Annotated in this window: 23 protein-coding genes and 3 tRNA genes; 20 read left to right on the forward strand and 6 right to left on the reverse strand. The window is 58.5% G+C overall.

What is annotated here, in order from left to right; translation table 11 throughout:
• Nucleotides 1–11 precede the first annotated feature (11 nt).
• From AB8B29_RS04650 to AB8B29_RS04670, 5 genes are read left to right on the forward strand one after another with little or no spacing between them, the layout of a single operon-like run.
• Entirely contained in the window at nt 12–359 is a 348-nt protein-coding gene (locus AB8B29_RS04650) for a hypothetical protein (protein WP_439006180.1), read from the forward strand.
• Nucleotides 356–880 carry a hypothetical protein gene (locus AB8B29_RS04655; protein ID WP_439006181.1) on the forward strand — a complete coding sequence of 175 codons (525 nt, stop codon included), beginning with the start codon at nt 356–358 and terminating at the stop codon, nt 878–880. Before AB8B29_RS04650 ends, AB8B29_RS04655 begins: the two co-directional genes overlap by 4 nt.
• Nucleotides 877–1,881: a head maturation protease, ClpP-related gene (locus tag AB8B29_RS04660; protein ID WP_439006182.1), complete on the forward strand. Its 1,005-nt coding sequence runs from the start codon at nt 877–879 to the stop codon at nt 1,879–1,881. The genes AB8B29_RS04655 and AB8B29_RS04660 overlap by 4 nt, the downstream gene beginning before the upstream one ends.
• 9 nt (nt 1,882–1,890) lie before the next feature.
• Complete coding sequence (locus AB8B29_RS04665; protein ID WP_439006184.1) at nt 1,891–2,265, forward strand: head decoration protein; 375 nt, start codon at nt 1,891–1,893, stop codon at nt 2,263–2,265.
• A 4-nt stretch (nt 2,266–2,269) separates the two neighbouring features.
• The gene (locus AB8B29_RS04670; protein WP_439006185.1) at nt 2,270–3,310 is read left to right on the forward strand and encodes a major capsid protein; all 1,041 of its coding nucleotides are present in this window, start codon (nt 2,270–2,272) and stop codon (nt 3,308–3,310) included.
• A gap of 144 nt (nt 3,311–3,454) precedes the next feature.
• Here the strand turns inward: AB8B29_RS04670 and AB8B29_RS04675 are convergent, their stop codons facing one another.
• The 5 genes from AB8B29_RS04675 to AB8B29_RS04695 all read right to left on the reverse strand — a co-directional run bounded on the left by AB8B29_RS04675 (nt 3,455) and on the right by AB8B29_RS04695 (nt 7,815).
• The gene (locus AB8B29_RS04675; RefSeq protein WP_439006186.1) at nt 3,455–4,288 is read right to left on the reverse strand and encodes a hypothetical protein; all 834 of its coding nucleotides are present in this window, start codon (nt 4,286–4,288) and stop codon (nt 3,455–3,457) included.
• Nucleotides 4,289–4,404: 116 nt separating this feature from the next.
• Nucleotides 4,405–6,387: an ATP-dependent nuclease gene (locus tag AB8B29_RS04680; protein ID WP_439006187.1), complete on the reverse strand. Its 1,983-nt coding sequence runs from the start codon at nt 6,385–6,387 to the stop codon at nt 4,405–4,407.
• 184 nt (nt 6,388–6,571) lie between these two features.
• On the reverse strand, nt 6,572–6,850 hold the full coding sequence (locus AB8B29_RS04685) for a helix-turn-helix domain-containing protein (RefSeq protein WP_439006188.1): 279 nt from the start codon (nt 6,848–6,850) through the stop codon (nt 6,572–6,574).
• Entirely contained in the window at nt 6,847–7,170 is a 324-nt protein-coding gene (locus AB8B29_RS04690) for a type II toxin-antitoxin system RelE/ParE family toxin (protein WP_092577776.1), read from the reverse strand. Before AB8B29_RS04690 ends, AB8B29_RS04685 begins: the two co-directional genes overlap by 4 nt.
• A 78-nt stretch (nt 7,171–7,248) precedes the next feature.
• Nucleotides 7,249–7,815 carry an Arc family DNA-binding protein gene (locus AB8B29_RS04695; RefSeq protein ID WP_439006189.1) on the reverse strand — a complete coding sequence of 189 codons (567 nt, stop codon included), beginning with the start codon at nt 7,813–7,815 and terminating at the stop codon, nt 7,249–7,251.
• Between the two features lie 102 nt (nt 7,816–7,917).
• Between AB8B29_RS04695 and AB8B29_RS04700 the strand changes: the two genes are divergently transcribed.
• Genes AB8B29_RS04700 through AB8B29_RS04715 form a run of 4 tightly spaced genes read left to right on the forward strand, consistent with a single transcriptional unit; the run spans nt 7,918 to nt 10,197 of the window.
• Nucleotides 7,918–8,097 carry an Arc family DNA-binding protein gene (locus AB8B29_RS04700; protein ID WP_439006190.1) on the forward strand — a complete coding sequence of 60 codons (180 nt, stop codon included), beginning with the start codon at nt 7,918–7,920 and terminating at the stop codon, nt 8,095–8,097.
• Between the two features lie 47 nt (nt 8,098–8,144).
• Complete coding sequence (locus AB8B29_RS04705; RefSeq protein WP_439006191.1) at nt 8,145–8,798, forward strand: hypothetical protein; 654 nt, start codon at nt 8,145–8,147, stop codon at nt 8,796–8,798.
• Nucleotides 8,795–9,064, forward strand: a complete 270-nt coding sequence (locus AB8B29_RS04710; protein WP_285205901.1) for a helix-turn-helix transcriptional regulator — start codon at nt 8,795–8,797, stop codon at nt 9,062–9,064. The genes AB8B29_RS04705 and AB8B29_RS04710 overlap by 4 nt, the downstream gene beginning before the upstream one ends.
• Entirely contained in the window at nt 9,064–10,197 is a 1,134-nt protein-coding gene (locus AB8B29_RS04715; protein WP_439006192.1) for a tyrosine-type recombinase/integrase, read from the forward strand. Before AB8B29_RS04710 ends, AB8B29_RS04715 begins: the two co-directional genes overlap by 1 nt.
• Before the next feature lie 32 nt (nt 10,198–10,229).
• Here AB8B29_RS04715 and AB8B29_RS04720 read toward each other — a convergent pair.
• Nucleotides 10,230–10,305: transfer RNA gene (locus AB8B29_RS04720), tRNA-Val, on the reverse strand.
• 389 nt (nt 10,306–10,694) lie between these two features.
• Here AB8B29_RS04720 and AB8B29_RS04725 point away from each other — a divergent pair.
• The 11 genes from AB8B29_RS04725 to nuoG all read left to right on the forward strand — a co-directional run bounded on the left by AB8B29_RS04725 (nt 10,695) and on the right by nuoG (nt 19,823).
• Nucleotides 10,695–10,771: transfer RNA gene (locus AB8B29_RS04725), tRNA-Asp, on the forward strand.
• 50 nt (nt 10,772–10,821) lie between these two features.
• A tRNA-Asp gene (locus tag AB8B29_RS04730) sits at nt 10,822–10,898 on the forward strand.
• A gap of 260 nt (nt 10,899–11,158) precedes the next feature.
• Nucleotides 11,159–11,524: an NADH-quinone oxidoreductase subunit A gene (locus tag AB8B29_RS04735; protein ID WP_034489570.1), complete on the forward strand. Its 366-nt coding sequence runs from the start codon at nt 11,159–11,161 to the stop codon at nt 11,522–11,524.
• Complete coding sequence (locus AB8B29_RS04740) at nt 11,515–12,096, forward strand: NuoB/complex I 20 kDa subunit family protein (RefSeq protein ID WP_037194235.1); 582 nt, start codon at nt 11,515–11,517, stop codon at nt 12,094–12,096. The genes AB8B29_RS04735 and AB8B29_RS04740 overlap by 10 nt, the downstream gene beginning before the upstream one ends.
• Nucleotides 12,097–12,114: 18 nt before the next feature.
• On the forward strand, nt 12,115–12,717 hold the full coding sequence (locus tag AB8B29_RS04745; protein ID WP_037194237.1) for an NADH-quinone oxidoreductase subunit C: 603 nt from the start codon (nt 12,115–12,117) through the stop codon (nt 12,715–12,717).
• A gap of 66 nt (nt 12,718–12,783) precedes the next feature.
• Nucleotides 12,784–13,974, forward strand: a complete 1,191-nt coding sequence (locus AB8B29_RS04750; protein ID WP_037194239.1) for an NADH-quinone oxidoreductase subunit D — start codon at nt 12,784–12,786, stop codon at nt 13,972–13,974.
• Nucleotides 13,974–14,291, forward strand: a complete 318-nt coding sequence (locus AB8B29_RS04755; RefSeq protein ID WP_037194241.1) for a hypothetical protein — start codon at nt 13,974–13,976, stop codon at nt 14,289–14,291. The genes AB8B29_RS04750 and AB8B29_RS04755 overlap by 1 nt, the downstream gene beginning before the upstream one ends.
• Nucleotides 14,292–14,306: 15 nt before the next feature.
• Complete coding sequence (locus AB8B29_RS04760) at nt 14,307–15,437, forward strand: NADH-quinone oxidoreductase subunit E (RefSeq protein ID WP_037194243.1); 1,131 nt, start codon at nt 14,307–14,309, stop codon at nt 15,435–15,437.
• Between the two features lie 10 nt (nt 15,438–15,447).
• The gene (gene nuoF / locus AB8B29_RS04765; protein ID WP_037194245.1) at nt 15,448–16,752 is read left to right on the forward strand and encodes an NADH-quinone oxidoreductase subunit NuoF; all 1,305 of its coding nucleotides are present in this window, start codon (nt 15,448–15,450) and stop codon (nt 16,750–16,752) included.
• Nucleotides 16,753–16,760: 8 nt separating this feature from the next.
• Nucleotides 16,761–17,498, forward strand: coding sequence for an NADH-ubiquinone oxidoreductase (locus tag AB8B29_RS04770; RefSeq protein ID WP_051963353.1), 738 nt, complete (start codon nt 16,761–16,763; stop codon nt 17,496–17,498).
• 243 nt (nt 17,499–17,741) lie between these two features.
• Entirely contained in the window at nt 17,742–19,823 is a 2,082-nt protein-coding gene (gene nuoG / locus AB8B29_RS04775; protein WP_037194248.1) for an NADH-quinone oxidoreductase subunit NuoG, read from the forward strand.
• Nucleotides 19,824–19,835: the final 12 nt, after the last annotated feature.

A 19,835-nucleotide genomic window follows, 5' to 3' on the forward strand; every position in this document is an offset into this window, starting at 1 on the left:
GGATATACCGAATGACCATCGACCTTAGCCGCCTGACTGTGCTCGGCACGATCAGCGCCCGCGAAAACGCCGCGCTGGAACAGGCCCGCGCCACGCTGGACGTGGAATTGTCCGCCTCGAAAGAGGTTCGTCGCCAGCTTCTCGCCGAGCAGCGCCGCGACGGCTTGGCCAGCGAGCGCGGCAGCATCCGCCGCCGCATCGACCAGCTTCGCACCAAACAGGCCGAAATCGACCAGCATATCGAGGAACAGGAAGCCTCGATCGAACTGCTTCAGGAGCGCGCCACCGCCGCGCATCGCCTACGCAAGACCTGCGAAGCATGGGCCGCGCAGCGCGTGCAGAACGGAGGTGCGCAATGAGCGATATCGATCTCCGCCGCATCGTGGAAAAGTCGGTTGCGGGCGGCCAAACCCTGATGACGACGCTTGAGGATATCCGCAAGCGCATCGTCCTCAAGCGCTATTCCATCACCAAAATCCAGCAGGCTCCGGTTTCGTCCGACGAAGCCTTGCAGCGTTTGAATGACTGGATTGAGGCGGCGACCGCTGGCAGCGCCGTCGAAAACCTTGCTGCTCGCTTCACTGCCCCCGGCTATCGCCAGCCGGCAAGCAGCGTTCCCTTGGAAATCATCGCCGCTGCGATCTTTGGGCCGCTCCGCGACCTGATCGGCGGCGCGATCTCCGAAAGCTACAGCTCGGCCAAGGGCATCTCCACCGCCGACCGCGCCCGCGAATTGGAGAAGGCCGAACGCGAGCTGCTTGAGCTTGAGTGCGCCGAAGAGGCGATCATTCGCCATGCCGAACAATGCGGGATCGACGTGCTTCGCCGTATCGACGCCGATCCGCGCGCCGTCCTTTCCTCCGGGGAGTTTTTGAAATGAGCGCTATCGTTGATAAGAATACCATTCGCCTGACCGGTTCCGTGCAATCCAGCGAGTTTCAGTCGGGTGAAGACGGTTTTAGCTCGACGGACGTGTTTTACGCGCTGGCCGGCTTCGATGACAAAGCCGCGATCACCGTCTACGTCAACTCTCCGGGCGGCATCGCCACCGAAGGCGCTGCGATTTACGCGCTCCTGAAATCCTATCCCGGTCGGCTCGATGTGGTCGTTGAGGGCATTGCCGCTTCCGCCGCCTCGTTGATCGCCATGGCCGGCAAGAAAGTCACCATGGCAGCGGGTTCCGTGATGATGATCCACGATCCCGCAGCCGTCACGGTCGGCAACAGCGACGACCATTCCAAGACAATTGAAGCCCTTGAAGCGCTCGCGACCGCCTACGCCCGTGTCTATGCGGCGAAGTCGGGCAAGAGCGTCGCTGCCTGCCGCGAAATCATGAAGGCCGAAACGTGGTTTTCCCCGGAAGAGGCGGCAAGCGCCGGTTTCGCGGATGCCAGCAGCGCCAAGTCCGGTTCGATTGTCGCCGCCTTCGATTACCGCCAATTCCGCAACGCGCCTGAAAAGCTGGTGGCGCTTGCGGCCTCTCAAAACTGGGGTTCCAGCAACCCGTCCAAGGCGCTGAAAACGCCGAAATCCAAGGAGAAAACTATGCCGCAGGATGATGCAGCCAACGCGGTCAAGACCCGCATGAAGGCCATCATGAAATCCGATGAGGCCGAAGGCCGCGAGGCTCTTGCCGAGTACCTGGCCTTCGAAACCAGCATGTCCGTTGAGGAAGCTATCGCGCTCATGAACGCCGCGCCGCGCGGCACCGATGGCGCGGCTACCCAGAGCGAACAGGAATACCAGCCGCCGCGCCTCTGGACGGCGAATGCTCAGGGCTTGAACCGTGGCGGCATGGCCCCTTCGGCAAGCGAACGTGCTGGCGCGGGCAAGCGCGCCAATCTCTCCGCCAACATGAAGCGCCGTTACGGGATCGAATAAGGAACCGCCATGCAGACGTTCAACTACAAGACGGAAAGCGATATCGTCAAAGACGAGGGTAAAAATCGCTTCTCCCGCGACACAGACACCCTCGCTTCCGGTTCCGGCAAGGTTTTGGCCGGAACCGTCCTCGGAAAGCTCACGAACGGCGGCAAGTTCAAGCCGCTCGCTCCCGATGCGACGGACGGCACGCAGATTGCCGCCGCCATCATCCTCCAAAATACGAACGCGACCGCTGGCGATCAGGAGGTGGTCAACCTCAAGCGCCGCGCGCAAGTCGTTCTGCAAAACCTCGTCTGGCCCGGCGCGATCACCACCGCGCAGAAGCTAACCGCCCTCGATCAACTTGCCGCCCTCGGCATCATCGCACGCATGGGAGTGTAAACCGTTGCCTACTCCACTCGACTATCTGAACGCTCCCGAATTTGCCGACGACCGGCTGACCGAGAGCATCAACATTCCGCCCTATGTGACCGGACGTCCGGCGCAGCTCGGTATCTTCTCCGATACGCCGATCCACACGACCTATGTTCGTCTCGGCGTTTCCGAGCAGGAATTGACCGTCATCCCGGCCCGCGAGCGCGGCGGCGAAACGAACCTCAACATGCGCGGCGACAAGAGCGGCGTGTCCTTCGATATTCCGCACTTCCCGCTCGATGATGCGATCACGCCGGCAGATATCCAGAACCTCACCACCTGGGGCGACGGTGACGTGATCATGGCGAGCCTTGAGGATGTCTACAACGACCGCCTCATCAACATGCGCGGCAAACACGACCTGACGCATAGCTACCTCGATTGGGGCGCGCTGAACGGGATCGTGCTGGACGGCGAAGGCAAGCAGTTGCTCAACGTCTACGAAAAGTTCGATCTGATCGAGCACAGCGTCGAATTCGATCTGGAGACCGCCACCACGGAAATCTCACCGCTCAATCGGCAGGTGAAGGCCTATATCCGTCGTGAATTGCGCGGCACGCCGGCAACCGGCCTTCGCGTCCTTGCTGGTGGCGAATTCTTCGACAAGTATGTGGGCCATCCGAACGTGCTCGAAGAGCTTCGTGGCTACAAGGGCGATACCGCCAATCCGGGCCGCGATGACATCCAAGATACCTTCACCTATGCCGGCCTCACGCTTGAGCGCATCGATGAAGAATACAAGGTGCGCCAGTCGAACGGCACGCTGGTTTCCCGCAAGGCCGTCGCTGACGATGAAGCGATTGTCGTTCCGCTCGGAACGCCGTTCTTCAAGCGCTATATCGCGCCCCCGGACACGATCAGCGGCGCGAACCGCCGTCCCGACCCGGATACGAAGGTGTTCGTTTCCACGGATGATCTTCCCCACGACAAGGGCCGCGAAATCCATACTGAATCGAATGTGCTGCCGATCTGCATTCGTCCGCAGCTTCTTATTCGTCTCAAGATGAAGTGAGGTCGGCCGTGGCGTAAGCCGCCAAACTGGCGGCTTACTCTTCCAAAACCCCAGTAGATGTCCACTCAATAACTCTAGCGACTTCCGCAACTCGGATATTCAACGGGCACGGTAGTCTCCTAGAAGCAGGCATGCTGACTATTGCTATTTGCTTGCAGCGCGAAGTGCCGCAAGGACATTTGGATCGTTGGCGAGCGTCTGCGCGATTGCAAGGCCATCACGGATATCCGCTGGGCCGCCGCTCGGATGCCGCTGATTGTGAATACAACGAACCTCTGCGAAAACGGTTTGCAAGCTCAATTTCGGGTGTACCCAATCTATATCCGGACCGAGATCAAGCCACGGAGGGCGACAGTCGCCAAATAGCATCATGTCCACGTAAAATGCGGGGCCAGGGAGCTTGCCTCTCGTTCCCGATTGTTCGGCGACATAGGCTTTCGTGAAGGCGAAGTTCGCTTGCAGCTGCGGTACGATATCAAAGTGCGGCCTCATTGCTGCTGCTTCGCGCACTGCTTGCTCGGCACCGATTTCCCCGATCTGCAGTCGTTCGACTATTGATTTGAGATGCCCGCGCGAGGCGTCGAGGCCTGCGCGACGCCCCAGCATCCGAAAGCCACAGGCCAAGACCATACGCGGTCCAGGGTGACCACTTTTGATGTCTGCGTTCCGGACGGCGTCGAACATCTGCCAAGCACGCACAAGGAAATCGTGAGTTGGCGCGCGTGCTCTCAGCGAGAGATCACGGTACGCCACCGCTCCATCGTTCATTACCAATGTCGGAAAGTATCTGGCACTGTTCTCAGCTACAATACGATGAAACGTTCTGATGCGAGCGAGGGCGTCGCGAGCGTCGGGGTGTAGTGGATTGAACCTAGAGGCGGAAATCATTTCACCGTAGCCAAGCAAATCGATCCAGCAGGATACGGCGACCTGAAAGGGAAACTTAGTGCTCTTGCCAACTGCTGTTGACGGATTCATGTTCCTTGTCCCTTCGGTATTCTGAGCTTCCTATTGGGCGCTGACAGCGACAGGTAATACCTCGCGATTTCGAGCACACGGATGGTACGACCAGCGTGAATTAATTGCCGACACCATCACTTTTCCCTAAGTGAGTTCAATGTTCCGAAAAGAACCTCAGCCCGTTCGAGCGTCTTCAAGACAGGCTCTGCATCCCCCGCCAGTGTGCTTGGATGCATCAGAAGCCAAGAAGCAGGCGTGAAGTGGCTATAGAGCGGTGTCGGTTCGGGTAGCAGGTTGAAATACGCCTCCGCCTTTTTCACTTGACGCTCGGTGCTTGTATCAGCGGCGTTTAGCTTCTCAGGATCAAGCCTTAGCGTGCCCACAAGCCCATAGGTCTCGTTGACAATCTGACAGAAGAGCTCGGGGTCGAAGAGGTCTTCGATGTCGGCCTCTTCTTGGCTCACAAATTCAGCTATCGACAGGACGCCGCCCGCCTTGATGACCCCAAACTTTTTGAGAGCCTCAAGCTTGTTCTTATCCTTCTTGGTGTAGTCAGACAGGGCGATCACATCTAGATTATTGCCAGCGAATAGCGAAACAAAGGATTGGATTTTGTCGATGCCTCCTGCGGGGCACATCACCCAATTCGGGTCGAGCCCGGTCCGATTACGGCGGAGCAACTCTGCGGATAGAGCCTGCAGATAAAGGATGTCGCCGGGACCTTCGACAAGTATCGTATGCTTACTGATAAAGAGTGATTGTGTTAGGGAGTAGCCGAGTGCTCCTTGCAGCGGGAACACGGAGTCCTTGTCAGCTTTGAGAACATCTTCGCGGACCATGGTGCCAGTCGGCGTTCGTCGTCCTCTTTCGTCCACCTTCACTAGGTCCTCGACGATCCGCGACGCCATGATGTTGTTATGGGGAACCATGAACGGGGAGTGCGTCGAGTAGATGATCTGGTGATGGGGTTCAAGCTTTTCTGTGAAGTACCTTAGCAAGTCCGCTTGCGCGAGACCGTGCAAGGTGAGACCCGGTTCGTCGAGCAGCAAGAAGATCTTGCCCGTAGCGTCCTTCTTCACTCGGTCGAATTTGATGAGGAAGGAAAAGAACCACGTAAAGCCCGCGCTCCGTTCTGAGAATGATGTGTCAGCCTTGTGAAGCAGGTTGTAGATACGGGCTCGTCCAACTGCGCCGGAATCAAATGGGGGCGGATCGCCCGGGAGGCCTTGTGCGACGCTCACGCGGATCTCGATATCTTGGTTCTGCGTCCAGTATTCAAGGATCTCTTCGGTGAGAACGTTGGATGCGGCCTGCAGCTTCGCGTTGAAGCTTTCGAAGGTGGTGGTCGCTAGTATTTCGCCAAGCGGAACACCGGAGTAGTCCAGGAACTCCCAAAACAGCCGGTCGCCGCGGAATGCATCGTCTTGGAATAGCGATTTATCGTTTGCGCGCTCGTTCAGCGACGGCAGATGCACCATAGCGTTCATGCGGTCGTAATTTGAGAAGTACATGAACTGCGGGAAGTGCGGCTCAAGAAGTTTTCGAGCTTTGTAGAAGACGGACTTATTCGGGTAGTCGTTCGCCAGATCGAGCAGTGCTTTGTGTTTTGGGCTGGAGGCCAATTCGGTGAGCTTCGCGATAAGCTCCTTAAAGGTGGTTGGATTTCCAACTTGGCTTTTCTCGGCTGCAGAGAATCCTCGTTGTGAGATGAGGAAGGCGACTGCGTTCGCTTCGTTGATCGGGACGGTCCAAGTGGTGCCGCTAGAATTATATGAACGGGAGATGGTTATTGTATTTCCAGTGACTGCTTCAGGCCCGAACTCTCCCTTTAGCTCATCAATCTCCGACTCTTCCAGTTGCCACAACGACCGGACGACCTCGGCTTGTCCTTCACCATGCCGCTCTTTATATCGTGCGAGGTAACGTTTCGGGTAGTCGCGTTCCAGCTCGTAAGACAATGGCGTTGCAGGATGTGGGTTGAGGCCCGCGATTGCCTGAAGGATTGCAGTCTTACCCGCCTCATTCTTTCCGATAAGGCAAGTAAGATGCTCAACGGAGAACTCCCCTGAATCTTCGATGGATCGGAAGTTTTTAATACGAACGCTTTTTAGCTCCATTGGGTCCCCGCAGTTTAACGGTAGCAACGTTAGTGTTAGCGTCAAATTACCGTGAGTCTTTGCTTAAGGCGACTAGTAGAAACGTCAAGTATCGAAAATTAAGCAGCCGACGCGAAATATCCGCTCATGGCCGAAAGCTGATCATGAATTGATTCCAACGGAACGTCTTCGCGAAATTGTCAGATTACGACTGAACGAGACTTATTTCCAGCTTCGAGCCCGTCGCCTCGGCGTAGCGCCGTAGGGTATTCAGCGAAGGCGATACACCGCCGCCTTCTAGCCGTGCAATTGCCGATTGCGTGGTGCCGATGCGGCGAGCAAGCTCCGCCTGCGAAAGATTCGCCTTCGTCCGGGCGCTGATCAGCGTTTCGACAAGCTGAAACTCTGCATCCGCCTTTTCGTATTCCTGCCGGAACTCGGGGTTGTTCATCAGCTTCTTTTTCAGTTCGGCAATCTTGGTCATGGCTTCACCTCGTTCATTCGCTCTCTGGCTATCGCCAGCGCGCCCGGTGGCGTCTTCTGTGACTTCTTCACGAAAACATGCAGTACGATGACGCGACGGCCCGTAACGGTCACATAGATGCCACGGGCGATGCCTTCGGCGGCTTTGGCGCGCAATTCCCAAAGCTTGCCTTCCAGATGCTTCACATGCGGTTCGCGCAATTGCTCAAGGCCGACATTCTCGACCGCTTCCATGAGGCGGATCAACCGCGCCTGAAGACCGGGAGGCAATGCCTCGATTTCAGCATCAGCGGCATCGTGCGTTTCGACCGTCCATCTCATGCGCGCTATATAGCGGATATGCTATCTCAAATCAAGTCGCCAACGTGAAGATGCCTAAAGCTGCCCTATCGGGAACGGTTATTCGTCATCGCGCGGCGGCAGTATAGCCGAGTAATCTGAGCTGGGTCGTGTCAACACCATGTGGCCCTTTTTGCCGATTGGATTCAATCGGACAAATTCTCCAATCTGCTTTGATGACAGTTTGGGGTACAGACTGGACTTCTTGCTGAAGTCCATGATCTCGGCGCGCTCCTCCAATAGGCGGCGTTCTTCTGGCGTCAATTGTATAAACAGCCTCATGATGTCATCTAGACGGCGTTGCGCGCTCCAAGCGCTCCGTTCTAGTTCGTTGATGATAGTCGTCTCCGGTGCCAAACTCTGTTTCAGGCGGTAGACCACTTCATCCATCAGAGAGCGACCGCTGTAGCCCGCTGCCGTCATCAGAGAAAAGTTCAATTCCTCATCGAAGTCGAGACCCGCATCTTCAAACTTGGGGAAATCCAGACTGTTCGCCAGCCTGTGAACGATCTCGGCGTTCATAGACCGGCCGCTTTTGGCTGCCTCGTCTTTGATGCGGTCTCGCATTCCCTCAGGCAAGCGCAATGGGAATTGGTCAGAGCCGCGCCCCGGCTTAAGGTCAGTCACTAAGCTTCTCCCCAGTTTTTTATATCACTGTAATTTATCTGTTTGACTGTCAATGAAATCACGGTAATTTACATCACGGTGATTTCATAGGGAGGGTTTGCTGTGGCATTAGCCGGCCGTGATTCAGAGAAATTTTTGATGCGTTTGCCGGATGGCTTGCGAGCACGGATTAAAGTGGCCGCGCAGAAGAACGTACGCTCGATGAACTCAGAGCTGCTTTATCAGCTCGAGAAGATTTATCCCGAAATTCAGGAAACAGAAAAAGCCGACGCAACGGCCTAGGAACCTGCGTCGGCTTTTTATCTAACCTCTTCGAAAGGTGCACCAAAGTGCAGGCGAAACGTACTACAGAAAACATCGATCATGCAACTGCTCTAGACCGGCTTTCCAAACTTGCCACGCGCCTCGACTGCCTGACCGGCGACACGCAGGACACGCTTTGCGCCGCCGAAATTGCGACAAGCCATATCGTTGACGTCCTTTTCCCAGGACGCAAGGCAAGCGATCATATCGAGGCGGTTTGGGCCGATGACTATTATCAGATCGATGCGCGCGAACGCAGACATATAGACTTCATGACGACCGACATGGTTGACCGTGCAGTTCGCGCCGACCGTATCGCAACCGAGCTTTCTGAGGAGCTTCTGCAACTCTCTTACGAAATGCGCGCCGCGGCTAAGGCCGACAAGGCATCCGGACTTGAAGATTGCATTTCCGCGTGGAAGGTCGTGCACGCCGCATGGATCGATACCGAAAAGGGCGGCACGGTTCCTACCAATACGTCCGAAGCCGACATGGAAGAGCAGGCGCTTTTGGCACTTGCTGCGTACCCTTGTGATTCGTTGGGCGATATCCAACGCAAAGCCAATCTGTTTCTGAGCAATGAGCATTTGTGCGGGGTGGCTTCGGACTATGCGCTGCACTTATTGCGCTCCTTTTCGGGAACGGAGTTCGCAGCAGACCGTGTTGAGGGACGCTCATGAAAAGTGTAGCCGGAGCAACCCTACGCTCGTTGTCGTTGCCTCGTTTCGCGCTTCGCCGAGACGAGGTTGCTGCTTCTCTGGCGATTTCACCCTCCCTGTTCGATAACTGGGTGCAGGACGGTCTTATGCCCGAGGGCAGGAAGATCGGCGGCGTTGTCCTTTGGGACACAGAGTTGATTCGCGCAGCGTGGCAGGCTCTGAACGAGTACCGCGAATCGCATGCAGACGACGGGGGTGAAAACCCGTTTGATAATATGGTGGCGTGATGAAGACTGAGCTTCGTCACTTGGTGCACGATCCCGACAAGCGCGGGAATGATCGCTACTACGTCCGAATCAAAGGGCGACCCAAGATCCGCATCCGAGAAACGTTCAAGGATGCCAAGGGCAACATTACCCGCGAATTCATGGCGGCCTATTGGGCCGCCATGGCCGCGCTTCAATCGGAACAGGCGCCAAAAAAGCCAGAACTGCCGCGCGAGGAGACCTTCAACTGGCTCTTCGACCAGTACTACCGGTCGGTTGCCTTCAAAAAATTCGAGGCTGATACGCAGAGGGACAAGCGTAGCGTTCTCAGCCGATTCGCGGAGAAGGCGGGCGAGCTGCCATATAAGAAGTATCGTCGCGAAGACATGGAAAAGAGCCAGCAGGCTCGTAAGGATACGCCCGGAGCGGCCGACAAGCTGGTGAAGGTTCTGCGCGCCGTCTTCAATTGGGCGATGAACCAGAAGCCGGCGCTTGCCAGCCATAACCCCGCCGTTGGGATCGAGCCGATCAACAAACGCAAGGGCGGATTCCATACATGGACGCCTGACGAGATCGACCAGTTCCGCGCCCATTGGGCCATTGGCACCACGCCGCGTCTCGCGATGGAGGTCATGATCAATATCGGCGCGCGCCGCTCCGACGCTGCGCGGATTGGGCCAAAGGACGAGTTCAGGCGTGAGGGAGAACGCTGGACGCGTTTCACTGCCTATAAGGGCCGCAACCGCTTCCCTGTGGAAATGGAGGCACGCCTTACGCCGGAGCTGATCGAAGCTTTGGAAAAGACGGAAACTGGCTCTGATTCGTACGTCCTCAGCGCTCGTACCACTCCTTATACTATAGAGAGCTTCGGCAACGCCTTCTCCCGCTGGTGCGGGGAGGCGGGTTTGCCGCATTGCTCGTCCCATGGCCTGCGCAAGGCTGCATCCGTCGCATACGCCGAAAGCGGCGCGTCCGCTCCGGAGCTGATGGCGCTCTTCGGATGGACGAACTTCAAGACGGCTCAAATCTACATCGAGAAGGCTGAAAAGCGGCGCATGCGCACGAACGCATTCGAGCGCAAAGCGGCGTACGAAAAGCGATCAAGTGTCCCACTTTTCGAGCCGAAAACGGCGAATGAGACAAACGAGGAATAAAACGATGGAAAATCAATGTGACTTTTTGGAAGTGGTGGGCGATGAGAGACTCGAACTCCCGACATCCTCGGTGTAAACGAGGCGCTCTACCAACTGAGCTAATCGCCCTTCAGCGGAGCGAGCCATTCGCCCGCCGCATTCGGTGGCCGTGATCTATGCGGAACGGCAAAAAACCGCAAGAGTGTTTGTGAAGATTTTTTGATTTTTTTGCTCCTTGCGCATGTTCGGCCGTCGTCATCCACATGCGCCGATAGGAAGGAAGATCGATTGCAGCGGTGCATGTGAGGCGCTGATGAAATGCGTGAGGCGGGAAGCTGCTATGCCAAATCGACGGGACGGAAAATTGCCGGCGAGCTTCTCCAAAACAATTAGCGCTCTGTCATCGATTTGTATTCAAACCTGCTTGACACCCAAACACGAACCCCGTAGTTAGCCGCTCATCGAACGGCGAGGCCGCTTTGATGGGTGCGAAAGCGCTCGGAATACTTGAAATGAATGCGGGTGTAGCTCAGTTGGTTAGAGTGCCGGCCTGTCACGCCGGAGGTCGCGGGTTCGAGCCCCGTCACTCGCGCCATTTCAAGGTAAGTTCCGGGTCTGGCGCTCGGCTGAAAGGCCAAACGATGCGCGGGTGTAGCTCAGTCGGTTAGAGTGCCGGCCTGTCACGCCGGAGGTCGCGGGTTCGAGCCCCGTCACTCGCGCCATTCTTTCCAAGCCATTACAATCAATCATCAATTTTTTGCGATTGCGAAAGACCCTTTTCGCGTTTGCGCGGATTTGTCGCGATGCAGTCGCAACATATTGATATCTACCGCTCGGTAGTACTCCAAACGACAGATTCAAAAGGCTTGCGCGCGCGCTCTGCCTGCGCTAACCACGGCTTTGTTGCAACGCTCTTTCGCCTGGCTTGGGCATTTGCTCAAAGGCGCCCCCCAGGCGCTCATGGCAGGCAGGGATGGACATGATGACTGGACTGCTCAGTTCCTATATTCCGATAGCGATTTTCATTGGTATTGCCCTGGTGATAGGCTTGGCGTTGTTGATCACGCCGTTTGCCGTCGCCTTCAAGGCGCCTGACTCGGAAAAGCTGTCGGCTTATGAATGCGGCTTCAACGCATTCGATGACGCCCGCATGAAGTTCGATATCCGCTTCTATCTGGTATCGATTCTCTTCATCATATTCGACCTGGAAGTCGCCTTCCTCTTCCCCTGGGCCGTATCCTTCGGTGCGATCGGCTGGTTCGGGTTCTGGTCGATGATGGTGTTCCTCGCGGTGCTGACCATCGGCTTTATCTATGAATGGAAAAAGGGAGCCCTGGAATGGGAGTAGCCCAAAGCAACACGACGCTCGTTGCGCCGCAGCCGAAGGGGATTATCGATCCCGCAACCGGCAGGCCTGTCGGCAGCAATGATCCGTTCTTCGGCGAGATCAACAATGAACTCGCCGACAAGGGTTTTCTGGTCACGTCTACCGATGAGTTGATCAATTGGGCTCGTACCGGCTCGCTGATGTGGATGACCTTCGGTCTGGCCTGCTGTGCAGTCGAGATGATGCAGGTCTCCATGCCGCGTTACGACGTCGAGCGCTTCGGCTTCGCCCCGCGCGCTTCGCCGCGCCAGTCCGACGTCATGATCGTCGCCGGCACGCTGACCAACAAGATGGCGCCGGCGCTCCGCAAGGTCTACGACCAGATGCCTGAGCCGCGTTACGTGATCTCGATGGGCTCCTGCGCCAACGGCGGCGGTTACTATCATTATTCCTATTCGGTTGTTCGCGGATGCGACCGCATCGTGCCGATCGACATTTACATACCGGGCTGTCCTCCCACTGCGGAGGCGCTGCTTTACGGCGTGCTTCTGCTGCAGAAGAAAATCCGGCGCACCGGCACGATCGAACGGTAAGGCAGGGGACAAGGCATTATGAGTGAAGCCCTGAACGAACTCGCCGCTTACCTCACGGAAGTTCGCAGCGCTCTGATCTCGTCGAGCGAGATCAAGTATGGCGAGCTGAATGTGACGACGACGGCCGAAAACGTTATCGCACTGCTGACATTCCTGCGCGACGACGCCAAGTGCGGCTTCGTCAACATGACGGATATTTGCGGCGTCGACTGGCCGCAGCGCGCCGAGCGCTTCGATGTCGTCTATCATCTGCTGTCGCCGAAGAAGAATCTGCGCATCCGCGTCAAGGTTCCGGTCGGCGAGGACCAGCCTGTTCCCTCCGCCTGCGGCATCTATCCCGGTGCCGACTGGTTCGAGCGCGAAACCTGGGACATGTACGGCGTTCTCTTCACCGGCCATCCGGATCTGCGCCGCCTCCTGACCGATTACGGTTTCGAAGGCCATCCGCTGCGCAAGGATTTCCCGACCACCGGTTTCGTTGAAGTTCGCTATGACGACGCCGCCAAGCGCGTCGTCTACGAGCCTGTGGAGCTGAAGCAGGAATTCCGCAACTTCGATTTCTTGTCCCCTTGGGAAGGCACGGATTATGTGCTGCCCGGCGACGAGAAGGCGAAGGCATAATTTGAGGCGTGTGGCGGGCTCGAACCTGCCATTCTCTGAATATCGGACAACGCGAGCATCGCCGCCATGACAGAACATAACGTTCGCAACTTCAACATCAATTTCGGCCCACAGCATCCGGCTGCACACGGCGTTTTGCGTCTTGTCCTCGAACTGGACGGCGAAATTGTGGAACGCGTCGATCCGCATATCGGCTTGCTGCATCGCGGCACGGAAAAGCTGATCGAATCGAAGACCTATCTGCAGGCCGTTCCTTACTTCGATCGCCTCGACTACGTGGCGCCGATGAACCAGGAACATGCCTATGCGCTGGCCGTCGAGAAGCTGCTCGGCATCGATATCCCGATCCGCGGCCAGCTGATCCGCGTGCTCTATTCGGAAATCGGCCGCATCCTGTCGCATCTCTTGAACGTCACTACGCAGGCCATGGACGTCGGCGCTCTGACGCCGCCGCTCTGGGGCTTCGAAGAGCGCGAAAAGCTGATGGTCTTCTATGAGCGCGCCTCGGGCTCGCGCATGCATGCGGCTTATGTTCGTCCGGGCGGCGTTCACCAGGATCTCCCGGAAAAGCTCGTTCAGGATATCGGTGATTGGTGCGATCCGTTCCTGAAGGCGCTCGACGATATCGATGACCTTCTGACCGGCAACCGCATCTTCAAGCAGCGTAACGTCGATATCGGCGTAGTCTCGCTGGAAGACTGTTGGGCCTGGGGTTTCTCGGGCGTCATGGTTCGTGGTTCCGGCGCCGCATGGGACCTGCGCAAGGCGCAGCCGTATGAGTGCTATTCCGATCTCGAATTCGACATTCCGATCGGCAAAAACGGCGATTGCTACGACCGGTATCTGATCCGCATGATCGAAATGCGTGAGTCCGTCCGCATCATGAAGCAGTGCGTCAACCGCCTGCTCGGCGACGCCAAGACCGGACCGGTCTCGTCGCTGGACGGTAAGGTCGTGCCGCCGAAGCGTGGCGAGATGAAGCGCTCGATGGAAGCGCTGATCCACCATTTCAAGCTTTATACCGAAGGCTACCATGTGCCTGCCGGCGAAGTTTACGCAGCCGTCGAAGCGCCGAAGGGCGAGTTCGGTGTCTACCTCGTCTCCGACGGTTCCAACAAGCCTTACCGCTGCAAGATCCGCGCGCCGGGCTATGCGCATCTGCAGGCCATGGATTTCATGTGCCGCGGTCATCAGCTTGCCGATGTCGCCGCAGTGCTTGGTTCGCTCGACATCGTCTTCGGCGAGGTGGATCGTTGATGCGAGCCTGGCAGGTCGTCATCCCCGCGCTTCTTGTCGCCTGCAGTGCTTCGGCCCAACAGGCCAGCTCGGCGCAGAGCTTGCCCAGCATCAATCTGCAGGGCTCGAAAGCAACGGGTGGCAACACTGCAAAAAGCGGAAATACGGCCCCGTCGGGCGCGGATTCGACCATGGCCGATCTCGTCTCGCGTGGTTATGAAATCAAGGCCGCTGTGCCGAACGGCGGCAAGTTCGTTGTGTTTATGCAGAAAGACCAGTCGGCCTACGCCTGCGAATTTTCGTCTCTGACGGATACGCGGTGTGGGTCCTTAAACTGAGATAAGGCGTGAAAGATGTCCGTTCGTCGACTAGCCGAAGATCAATTCCAGCCTGCCGCTTTCGCCTTCAGCGATGACAACGCGGTGTGGGCGGAAAAGACGATCAAGAAATACCCCGAGGGACGCCAGCAGTCCGCGATCATCCCGCTGATGATGCGCGCGCAGGAGCAGGAAGGCTGGGTCACCAAGGCGGCGATCGAGAAGATCGCCGACATGCTGGATATGGCCTATATCCGTGCGCTTGAAGTCGCCACCTTCTATACGCAGTTCCAGCTGCATCCGGTCGGCACGCGGGCGCATATTCAGGTTTGCGGCACGACGCCCTGCATGCTGCGCGGATCCGAGGGGCTGATCAAGATCTGCAAGAGCAAGATCAATGCGCATGCCTTCGACCGCAATGCCGACGGCACGCTCTCCTGGGAAGAGGTCGAATGTCAGGGCGCCTGCGTCAACGCACCGATGGTGGTGATCGGCAAGGATACCTATGAGGATCTGACGCCGGCACGTCTCGAGGAGATCATCGATGCGTTCGCCGCAGGCAAGGGCAGCGAAGTCAAGACCGGCCCTCAGATCGACCGCATTTTCTCCGCACCGGAAGGCGGGCTGACGTCTTTGACATCAGAAGAGCCGAAGGCGAAGACAACGGGAGCCAAGGCCAAGGCTGACGCTGTTTCGATCCCGCCGTCTGAAGCGGCGCGCCCGAAGAGCACGGATGCCGAAACCAACCAGAGCCTGAAGACGCCTGCAACCGCGCCGGCCGAGGCGGCAAAGAACGCCAAGGCATCGGAAGCGCAGCCGCTTTCCGCAACGGCAGCGTCTGCTACCGTGACGGAGAAGGCCGAGGGTGCGCAGAAGCCGTCTCTCACGGATAAGGATCGTCCCGCCGGCATCGAGAAGCCCGCGCAGCCGGACGATCTCAAGCTGATTTCTGGCGTCGGTCCGAAGATCGAGTCCGTTTTGCATGAGCTCGGCATCTTCACCTTCGCGCAGGTTGCGAGCTGGAAGAAGGCCGAGCGCGAGTGGGTCGACGGCTACCTGAATTTCAAGGGCCGCATCGAACGCGACGACTGGATCAAGCAGGCTAAGGCACTCGCTAAGGGTGGCGAAGCGGAATATATCAAGGTCTTCGGCAAGAAGCCGCGGTAAGAGGTGAAGCATGTTACAAGATCAAGATCGCATCTTTACCAATATCTACGGCCACAAGGACAAGTCCCTGAAGGGCGCGATGTCGCGCGGCCATTGGGACGGCACCAAGCAGATCCTCGAAAAGGGTCGTGACTGGATCATCAACGAGATGAAGGCTTCCGGCCTTCGCGGTCGCGGCGGCGCAGGCTTCCCGACCGGCCTCAAGTGGTCCTTCATGCCGAAGGAAAGCGACGGCCGTCCGCACTATCTCGTCGTCAATGCCGACGAGTCGGAGCCGGGCACCTGCAAGGACCGTGACATCATGCGTCACGATCCGCATACGCTGATCGAAGGCTGCGTCATCGCCGGTTTCGCCATGGGCGCAAACACTGCCTACATCTACGTCCGCGGCGAATATATGCGCGAACGCGAAGCCCTGCAGGCGGCAATCGACGAGTGCTACGATGCCGGACTTCTGGGTAAAAACAACAAGCTCGGCTGGGATTTTGATGTTTTCGTTCATCATGGTGCCGGCGCCTACATCTGTGGCGAGGAAACCGCGCTGCTCGAAAGCCTGGAAGGCAAGAAGGGCCAGCCGCGCCTGAAGCCACCTTTCCCGGCCAATATGGGTCTCTACGGTTGCCCGACCACCGTCAATAACGTCGAGTCGATTGCCGTTGCCCCGACGATCCTGCGCCGCGGCGCAGGCTGGTTTTCGTCCTTCGGTCGTCCGAATAATGTCGGCACGAAGCTGTTCATGCTGTCCGGTCACGTCAATCGCCCGTGCACGGTCGAAGAAACGATGGGCATCACTTTCCGCGAGCTGGTCGACAAGCATGCCGGCGGCATTCGCGGCGGCTGGGACAATCTGCTGGCCGTCATTCCCGGCGGCGCATCGTGCCCTGTGGTTCCGGCGGCTGACATCATCGACTGCCCGATGGATTTCGACGGCCTGCGCGATGTCAAATCGTCCTTCGGCACCGCGGCGGCGATCGTTATGGATAAGTCGACCGACATCATCAAGGCGATTGCTCGCATCTCGGCCTTCTTCAAGCATGAAAGCTGCGGCCAGTGTACGCCGTGCCGCGAAGGAACGGGCTGGATGTGGCGTGTTCTGGAACGCATGGAGCGCGGCAATGCGCAGAAGCGCGAAATCGACATGCTGTTTCAGGTGACGAAGCAGATCGAAGGTCATACTATCTGCGCGCTCGGTGACGCAGCCGCATGGCCGGTGCAAGGCCTGATCCGCAACTTCCGTCCCGAGATCGAAAAGCGCATCGACCAGTATACGGCCAATGCGACGAGCCACGGCGCGGTGCTGGAAGCAGCCGAGTAAGGATTGTCATGGCGAAGACCAAGGATATCAAGCAGGACAGCGGGGCGGCCGATGCATCGGCCGATTTCGCTCGCGTTGCTGCCGATATGCTGCGGAACGCGCCGGTCATGCCGATCCATCCGCTGATGGCCCATCCGGCAGCCGCGTTCGCCGCTGCGTCCGCCATAGGGTTCGGGTTCACGTCGCAGATCGCCGGCGCGTTCTTCGGTGCGCTGCAGGGCGCTGTCGAAGCGGCGAGCAAACGTTCTGTCGCGCCGGACGAAAAGGATGATGCCGTCGCCGCGGAAAGGCCGGTGGCAAAGAAGGATGGGGCAGGGGAAGCGAAGCCGGCAAAGGCATCGCCCGCCGCCAAACCCGCCGCTGCAAAGCCTGCCACTGCAAAGCCGGCAGCCGTGAAGAAGGTCGAGCCGAAGCCGGCTGCGGTGAAAACTGCGCCAGCCAAGGCGGTGGCCAAGACGAAAGCCAAGATCGCCGTTGTAGAGCCGGTCGCGGCGAAGCCCGTTGCGAGCCCTGTGCGCAGCCGCAAGGCCGCGGCGAAGGCTGACGACCTGAAGCGGATTTCCGGCATCGGTCCGAAACTGGAGCAGGTGTTGAACGGACGCGGCATCCAGCGTTTCGCCGATATCGTCGCCTGGAGCGACGCGGATATCGAGCGGATCGACGCGGAGCTTGGGTTCGACGGCCGCATCCGGCGCGACGACTGGGTCAGCCAGGCGAAGGCGCTCCTGCCGAAAGGGCGGAGTTAAGATTTTTCCCCGGCTGTTTCTCGCAGCCAGGGAGGTGAATGAAGGCGGTGGAAATGTTGCGGGCGCTATCCCCAATGTTTCGGTCGGCGCGCTGATCTTGCGGGGACAAGATTGGGCAAGGCTTATTGTGAGCAAACCAGTGCCACGCGGTTTCGTGCCGTGCCGGTGGCAAGCTGGTGTTGCGATTATGAAATTGTCTGCGGCCAGGTTCGGCTGGAGACGTGACATAGGACTGAGTGGACGATGGCTAAACTGAAGATTGACGGTAAAGAGATCGAAGTTCCGGATCACTACACGCTTATCCAGGCGTGCGAGGAAGCCGGCGCCGAAGTCCCGCGCTTCTGCTTCCATGAACGACTGTCGGTGGCAGGCAATTGCCGCATGTGCCTCGTCGAGGTCAAGGGCGGCCCGCCGAAGCCGCAGGCTTCCTGCGCCATGGGCGTGCGCGATATTCGCGGCGGCCCGAACGGCGAGCTTCCCGAAGTCTTCACCAACACGCCGATGGTCAAGAAGGCCCGCGAAGGCGTGATGGAATTCCTGCTGATCAACCATCCGCTGGATTGCCCGATCTGCGACCAGGGTGGCGAATGCGACCTGCAGGACCAGGCTATGGCCTTCGGCATCGACAGCTCGCGCTATCAGGAAGACAAGCGCGCCGTCGAGGACAAGTATATCGGCCCGCTCGTCAAGACCGTCATGAACCGTTGCATTCACTGCACGCGCTGCGTCCGCTTCACGACGGAAGTTGCCGGCATTTCCGAGCTTGGCCTGATAGGCCGTGGCGAAGATGCCGAGATCACCACCTATCTCGAGCAGGCGATGACCTCCGAGCTGCAGGGCAACGTCGTTGACCTTTGCCCGGTCGGCGCGCTGACATCGAAGCCTTTCGCCTTTACCGCCCGCCCGTGGGAGCTGAACAAGACCGAATCGATCGACGTCATGGACGCGCTTGGTTCCGCCATCCGCGTCGATACCCGCGGCCGCGAAGTCATGCGCGTGTTGCCGCGCGTCAACGAGCAGATCAATGAAGAGTGGATCTCCGATAAGACCCGCTTCATCTGGGACGGCCTGAAGACGCAGCGCCTCGACAAGCCTTACGTCCGCCAGGATGGCCGCCTGCAGCCAGCAAGCTGGAGCGATGCCTTCGCTGCTATCAAGTCGGCGGTTTCAGCGACCAGCGGCGAAAAGATCGGCGCCATTGCCGGCGATCTCGCTTCCGTCGAGGAAATGTATGCTCTGTCCGAGCTGCTGAAATCGCTCGGATCGGAAAATCTCGACTGTCGCCAGGACGGGACGGCGCTCGATCCGTCGCTCGGCCGCGCAACCTATATCTTCAGCCCGAGCATCGAAGGCATCGAAGCCGCCGATGCGCTGCTGATGATCGGCACCAATCCGCGCTTCGAGGCGGCAGTGATGAACTCGCGCATCCGCAAGCGCTGGCGTCGGGGCAAGTTCCCGATCGGCGTGATCGGCGAACATGCCGATCTGCGCTACTCCTACGACTATCTCGGCGCCGGCCCGGAGACGCTGGCCGATATCGTCAGCGGTTCGCACAGCTTCGCCGACGTTCTGAAGAACGCTCAGAAGCCGATGATCATCATCGGCCAGGGCGCGCTGATCCGCGAAGACGGCGCAGCCGTGCTGGCATCCGCGGCCAAGCTTGCCGCAGCCGTTGGTGTCGTCAAGGACGGCTGGAACGGTTTTGCCGTGCTGCACACGGCAGCGTCGCGCGTCGGCGGCCTCGATCTCGGCTTCGTGCCGGGCGCAAAGGGGGTCAATGCTGCTGCGATGCTGTCGTCGATGGACGTGCTCTTCCTGCTTGGTGCCGATGAACTCGATTTCACCCGTAAGGGCGCGAAGTTCACCGTCTACATCGGCTCGCATGGCGACGAGGGCGCTCAGAATGCCGACGTCATCCTTCCGGCTGCGACCTACACCGAAAAGTCGGGTACCTGGGTCAACACCGAAGGCCGCGTCCAGATGGGCAACCGGGCCGGTTTCGCCCCGGGCGACGCTCGTGAGGACTGGGCCGTCATCCGCGCTCTTTCCGATGTGCTCGGCAAGAAGCTTCCCTTTGATTCGCTGAGGGAATTGCGCGCCAAGCTCTATGCAGCCTTCCCGCATTTCGCTGGCGTCGACGAGATTGCCGAAACCGATAGCGCCCAAATTGTCGCACTCGGGAAAAAAGCCGCTGCGATGGGCAAATCGGCGTTTGCTTCGCCGATCAAAGACTTCTATTTGACGAACCCGATAGCACGCGCCTCGGCTGTCATGGCTGAGTGCTCGGCATTGGCCCGCAACAACTTCCAGGCTGCGGCAGAGTAAGGGCAGAGGACT

It is taken from the genome of Rhizobium sp. 11_C7_N12_5 (genome assembly GCF_051811145.1).
Classification (GTDB): Bacteria; Pseudomonadota; Alphaproteobacteria; order Rhizobiales; family Rhizobiaceae; genus Rhizobium; species Rhizobium lusitanum.

Coding starts and splice junctions, on each gene's coding strand:
- AB8B29_RS04650 (WP_439006180.1), top strand. CDS start 12: ATGACCATCGACCTTAGCCGCCTGACTGTGCTCGGCACGATCAGCGCC.
- AB8B29_RS04655 (WP_439006181.1), top strand. CDS start 356: ATGAGCGATATCGATCTCCGCCGCATCGTGGAAAAGTCGGTTGCGGGC.
- AB8B29_RS04660 (WP_439006182.1), top strand. CDS start 877: ATGAGCGCTATCGTTGATAAGAATACCATTCGCCTGACCGGTTCCGTG.
- AB8B29_RS04665 (WP_439006184.1), top strand. CDS start 1,891: ATGCAGACGTTCAACTACAAGACGGAAAGCGATATCGTCAAAGACGAG.
- AB8B29_RS04675 (WP_439006186.1), bottom strand. CDS start 4,288: ATGAATCCGTCAACAGCAGTTGGCAAGAGCACTAAGTTTCCCTTTCAG.
- AB8B29_RS04680 (WP_439006187.1), bottom strand. CDS start 6,387: ATGGAGCTAAAAAGCGTTCGTATTAAAAACTTCCGATCCATCGAAGAT.
- AB8B29_RS04685 (WP_439006188.1), bottom strand. CDS start 6,850: ATGACCAAGATTGCCGAACTGAAAAAGAAGCTGATGAACAACCCCGAG.
- AB8B29_RS04690 (WP_092577776.1), bottom strand. CDS start 7,170: ATGAGATGGACGGTCGAAACGCACGATGCCGCTGATGCTGAAATCGAG.
- AB8B29_RS04710 (WP_285205901.1), top strand. CDS start 8,795: ATGAAAAGTGTAGCCGGAGCAACCCTACGCTCGTTGTCGTTGCCTCGT.
- AB8B29_RS04715 (WP_439006192.1), top strand. CDS start 9,064: ATGAAGACTGAGCTTCGTCACTTGGTGCACGATCCCGACAAGCGCGGG.
- AB8B29_RS04735 (WP_034489570.1), top strand. CDS start 11,159: ATGACTGGACTGCTCAGTTCCTATATTCCGATAGCGATTTTCATTGGT.
- AB8B29_RS04740 (WP_037194235.1), top strand. CDS start 11,515: ATGGGAGTAGCCCAAAGCAACACGACGCTCGTTGCGCCGCAGCCGAAG.
- AB8B29_RS04745 (WP_037194237.1), top strand. CDS start 12,115: ATGAGTGAAGCCCTGAACGAACTCGCCGCTTACCTCACGGAAGTTCGC.
- AB8B29_RS04750 (WP_037194239.1), top strand. CDS start 12,784: ATGACAGAACATAACGTTCGCAACTTCAACATCAATTTCGGCCCACAG.
- AB8B29_RS04755 (WP_037194241.1), top strand. CDS start 13,974: ATGCGAGCCTGGCAGGTCGTCATCCCCGCGCTTCTTGTCGCCTGCAGT.
- AB8B29_RS04760 (WP_037194243.1), top strand. CDS start 14,307: ATGTCCGTTCGTCGACTAGCCGAAGATCAATTCCAGCCTGCCGCTTTC.
- nuoF (WP_037194245.1), top strand. CDS start 15,448: ATGTTACAAGATCAAGATCGCATCTTTACCAATATCTACGGCCACAAG.
- AB8B29_RS04770 (WP_051963353.1), top strand. CDS start 16,761: ATGGCGAAGACCAAGGATATCAAGCAGGACAGCGGGGCGGCCGATGCA.
- nuoG (WP_037194248.1), top strand. CDS start 17,742: ATGGCTAAACTGAAGATTGACGGTAAAGAGATCGAAGTTCCGGATCAC.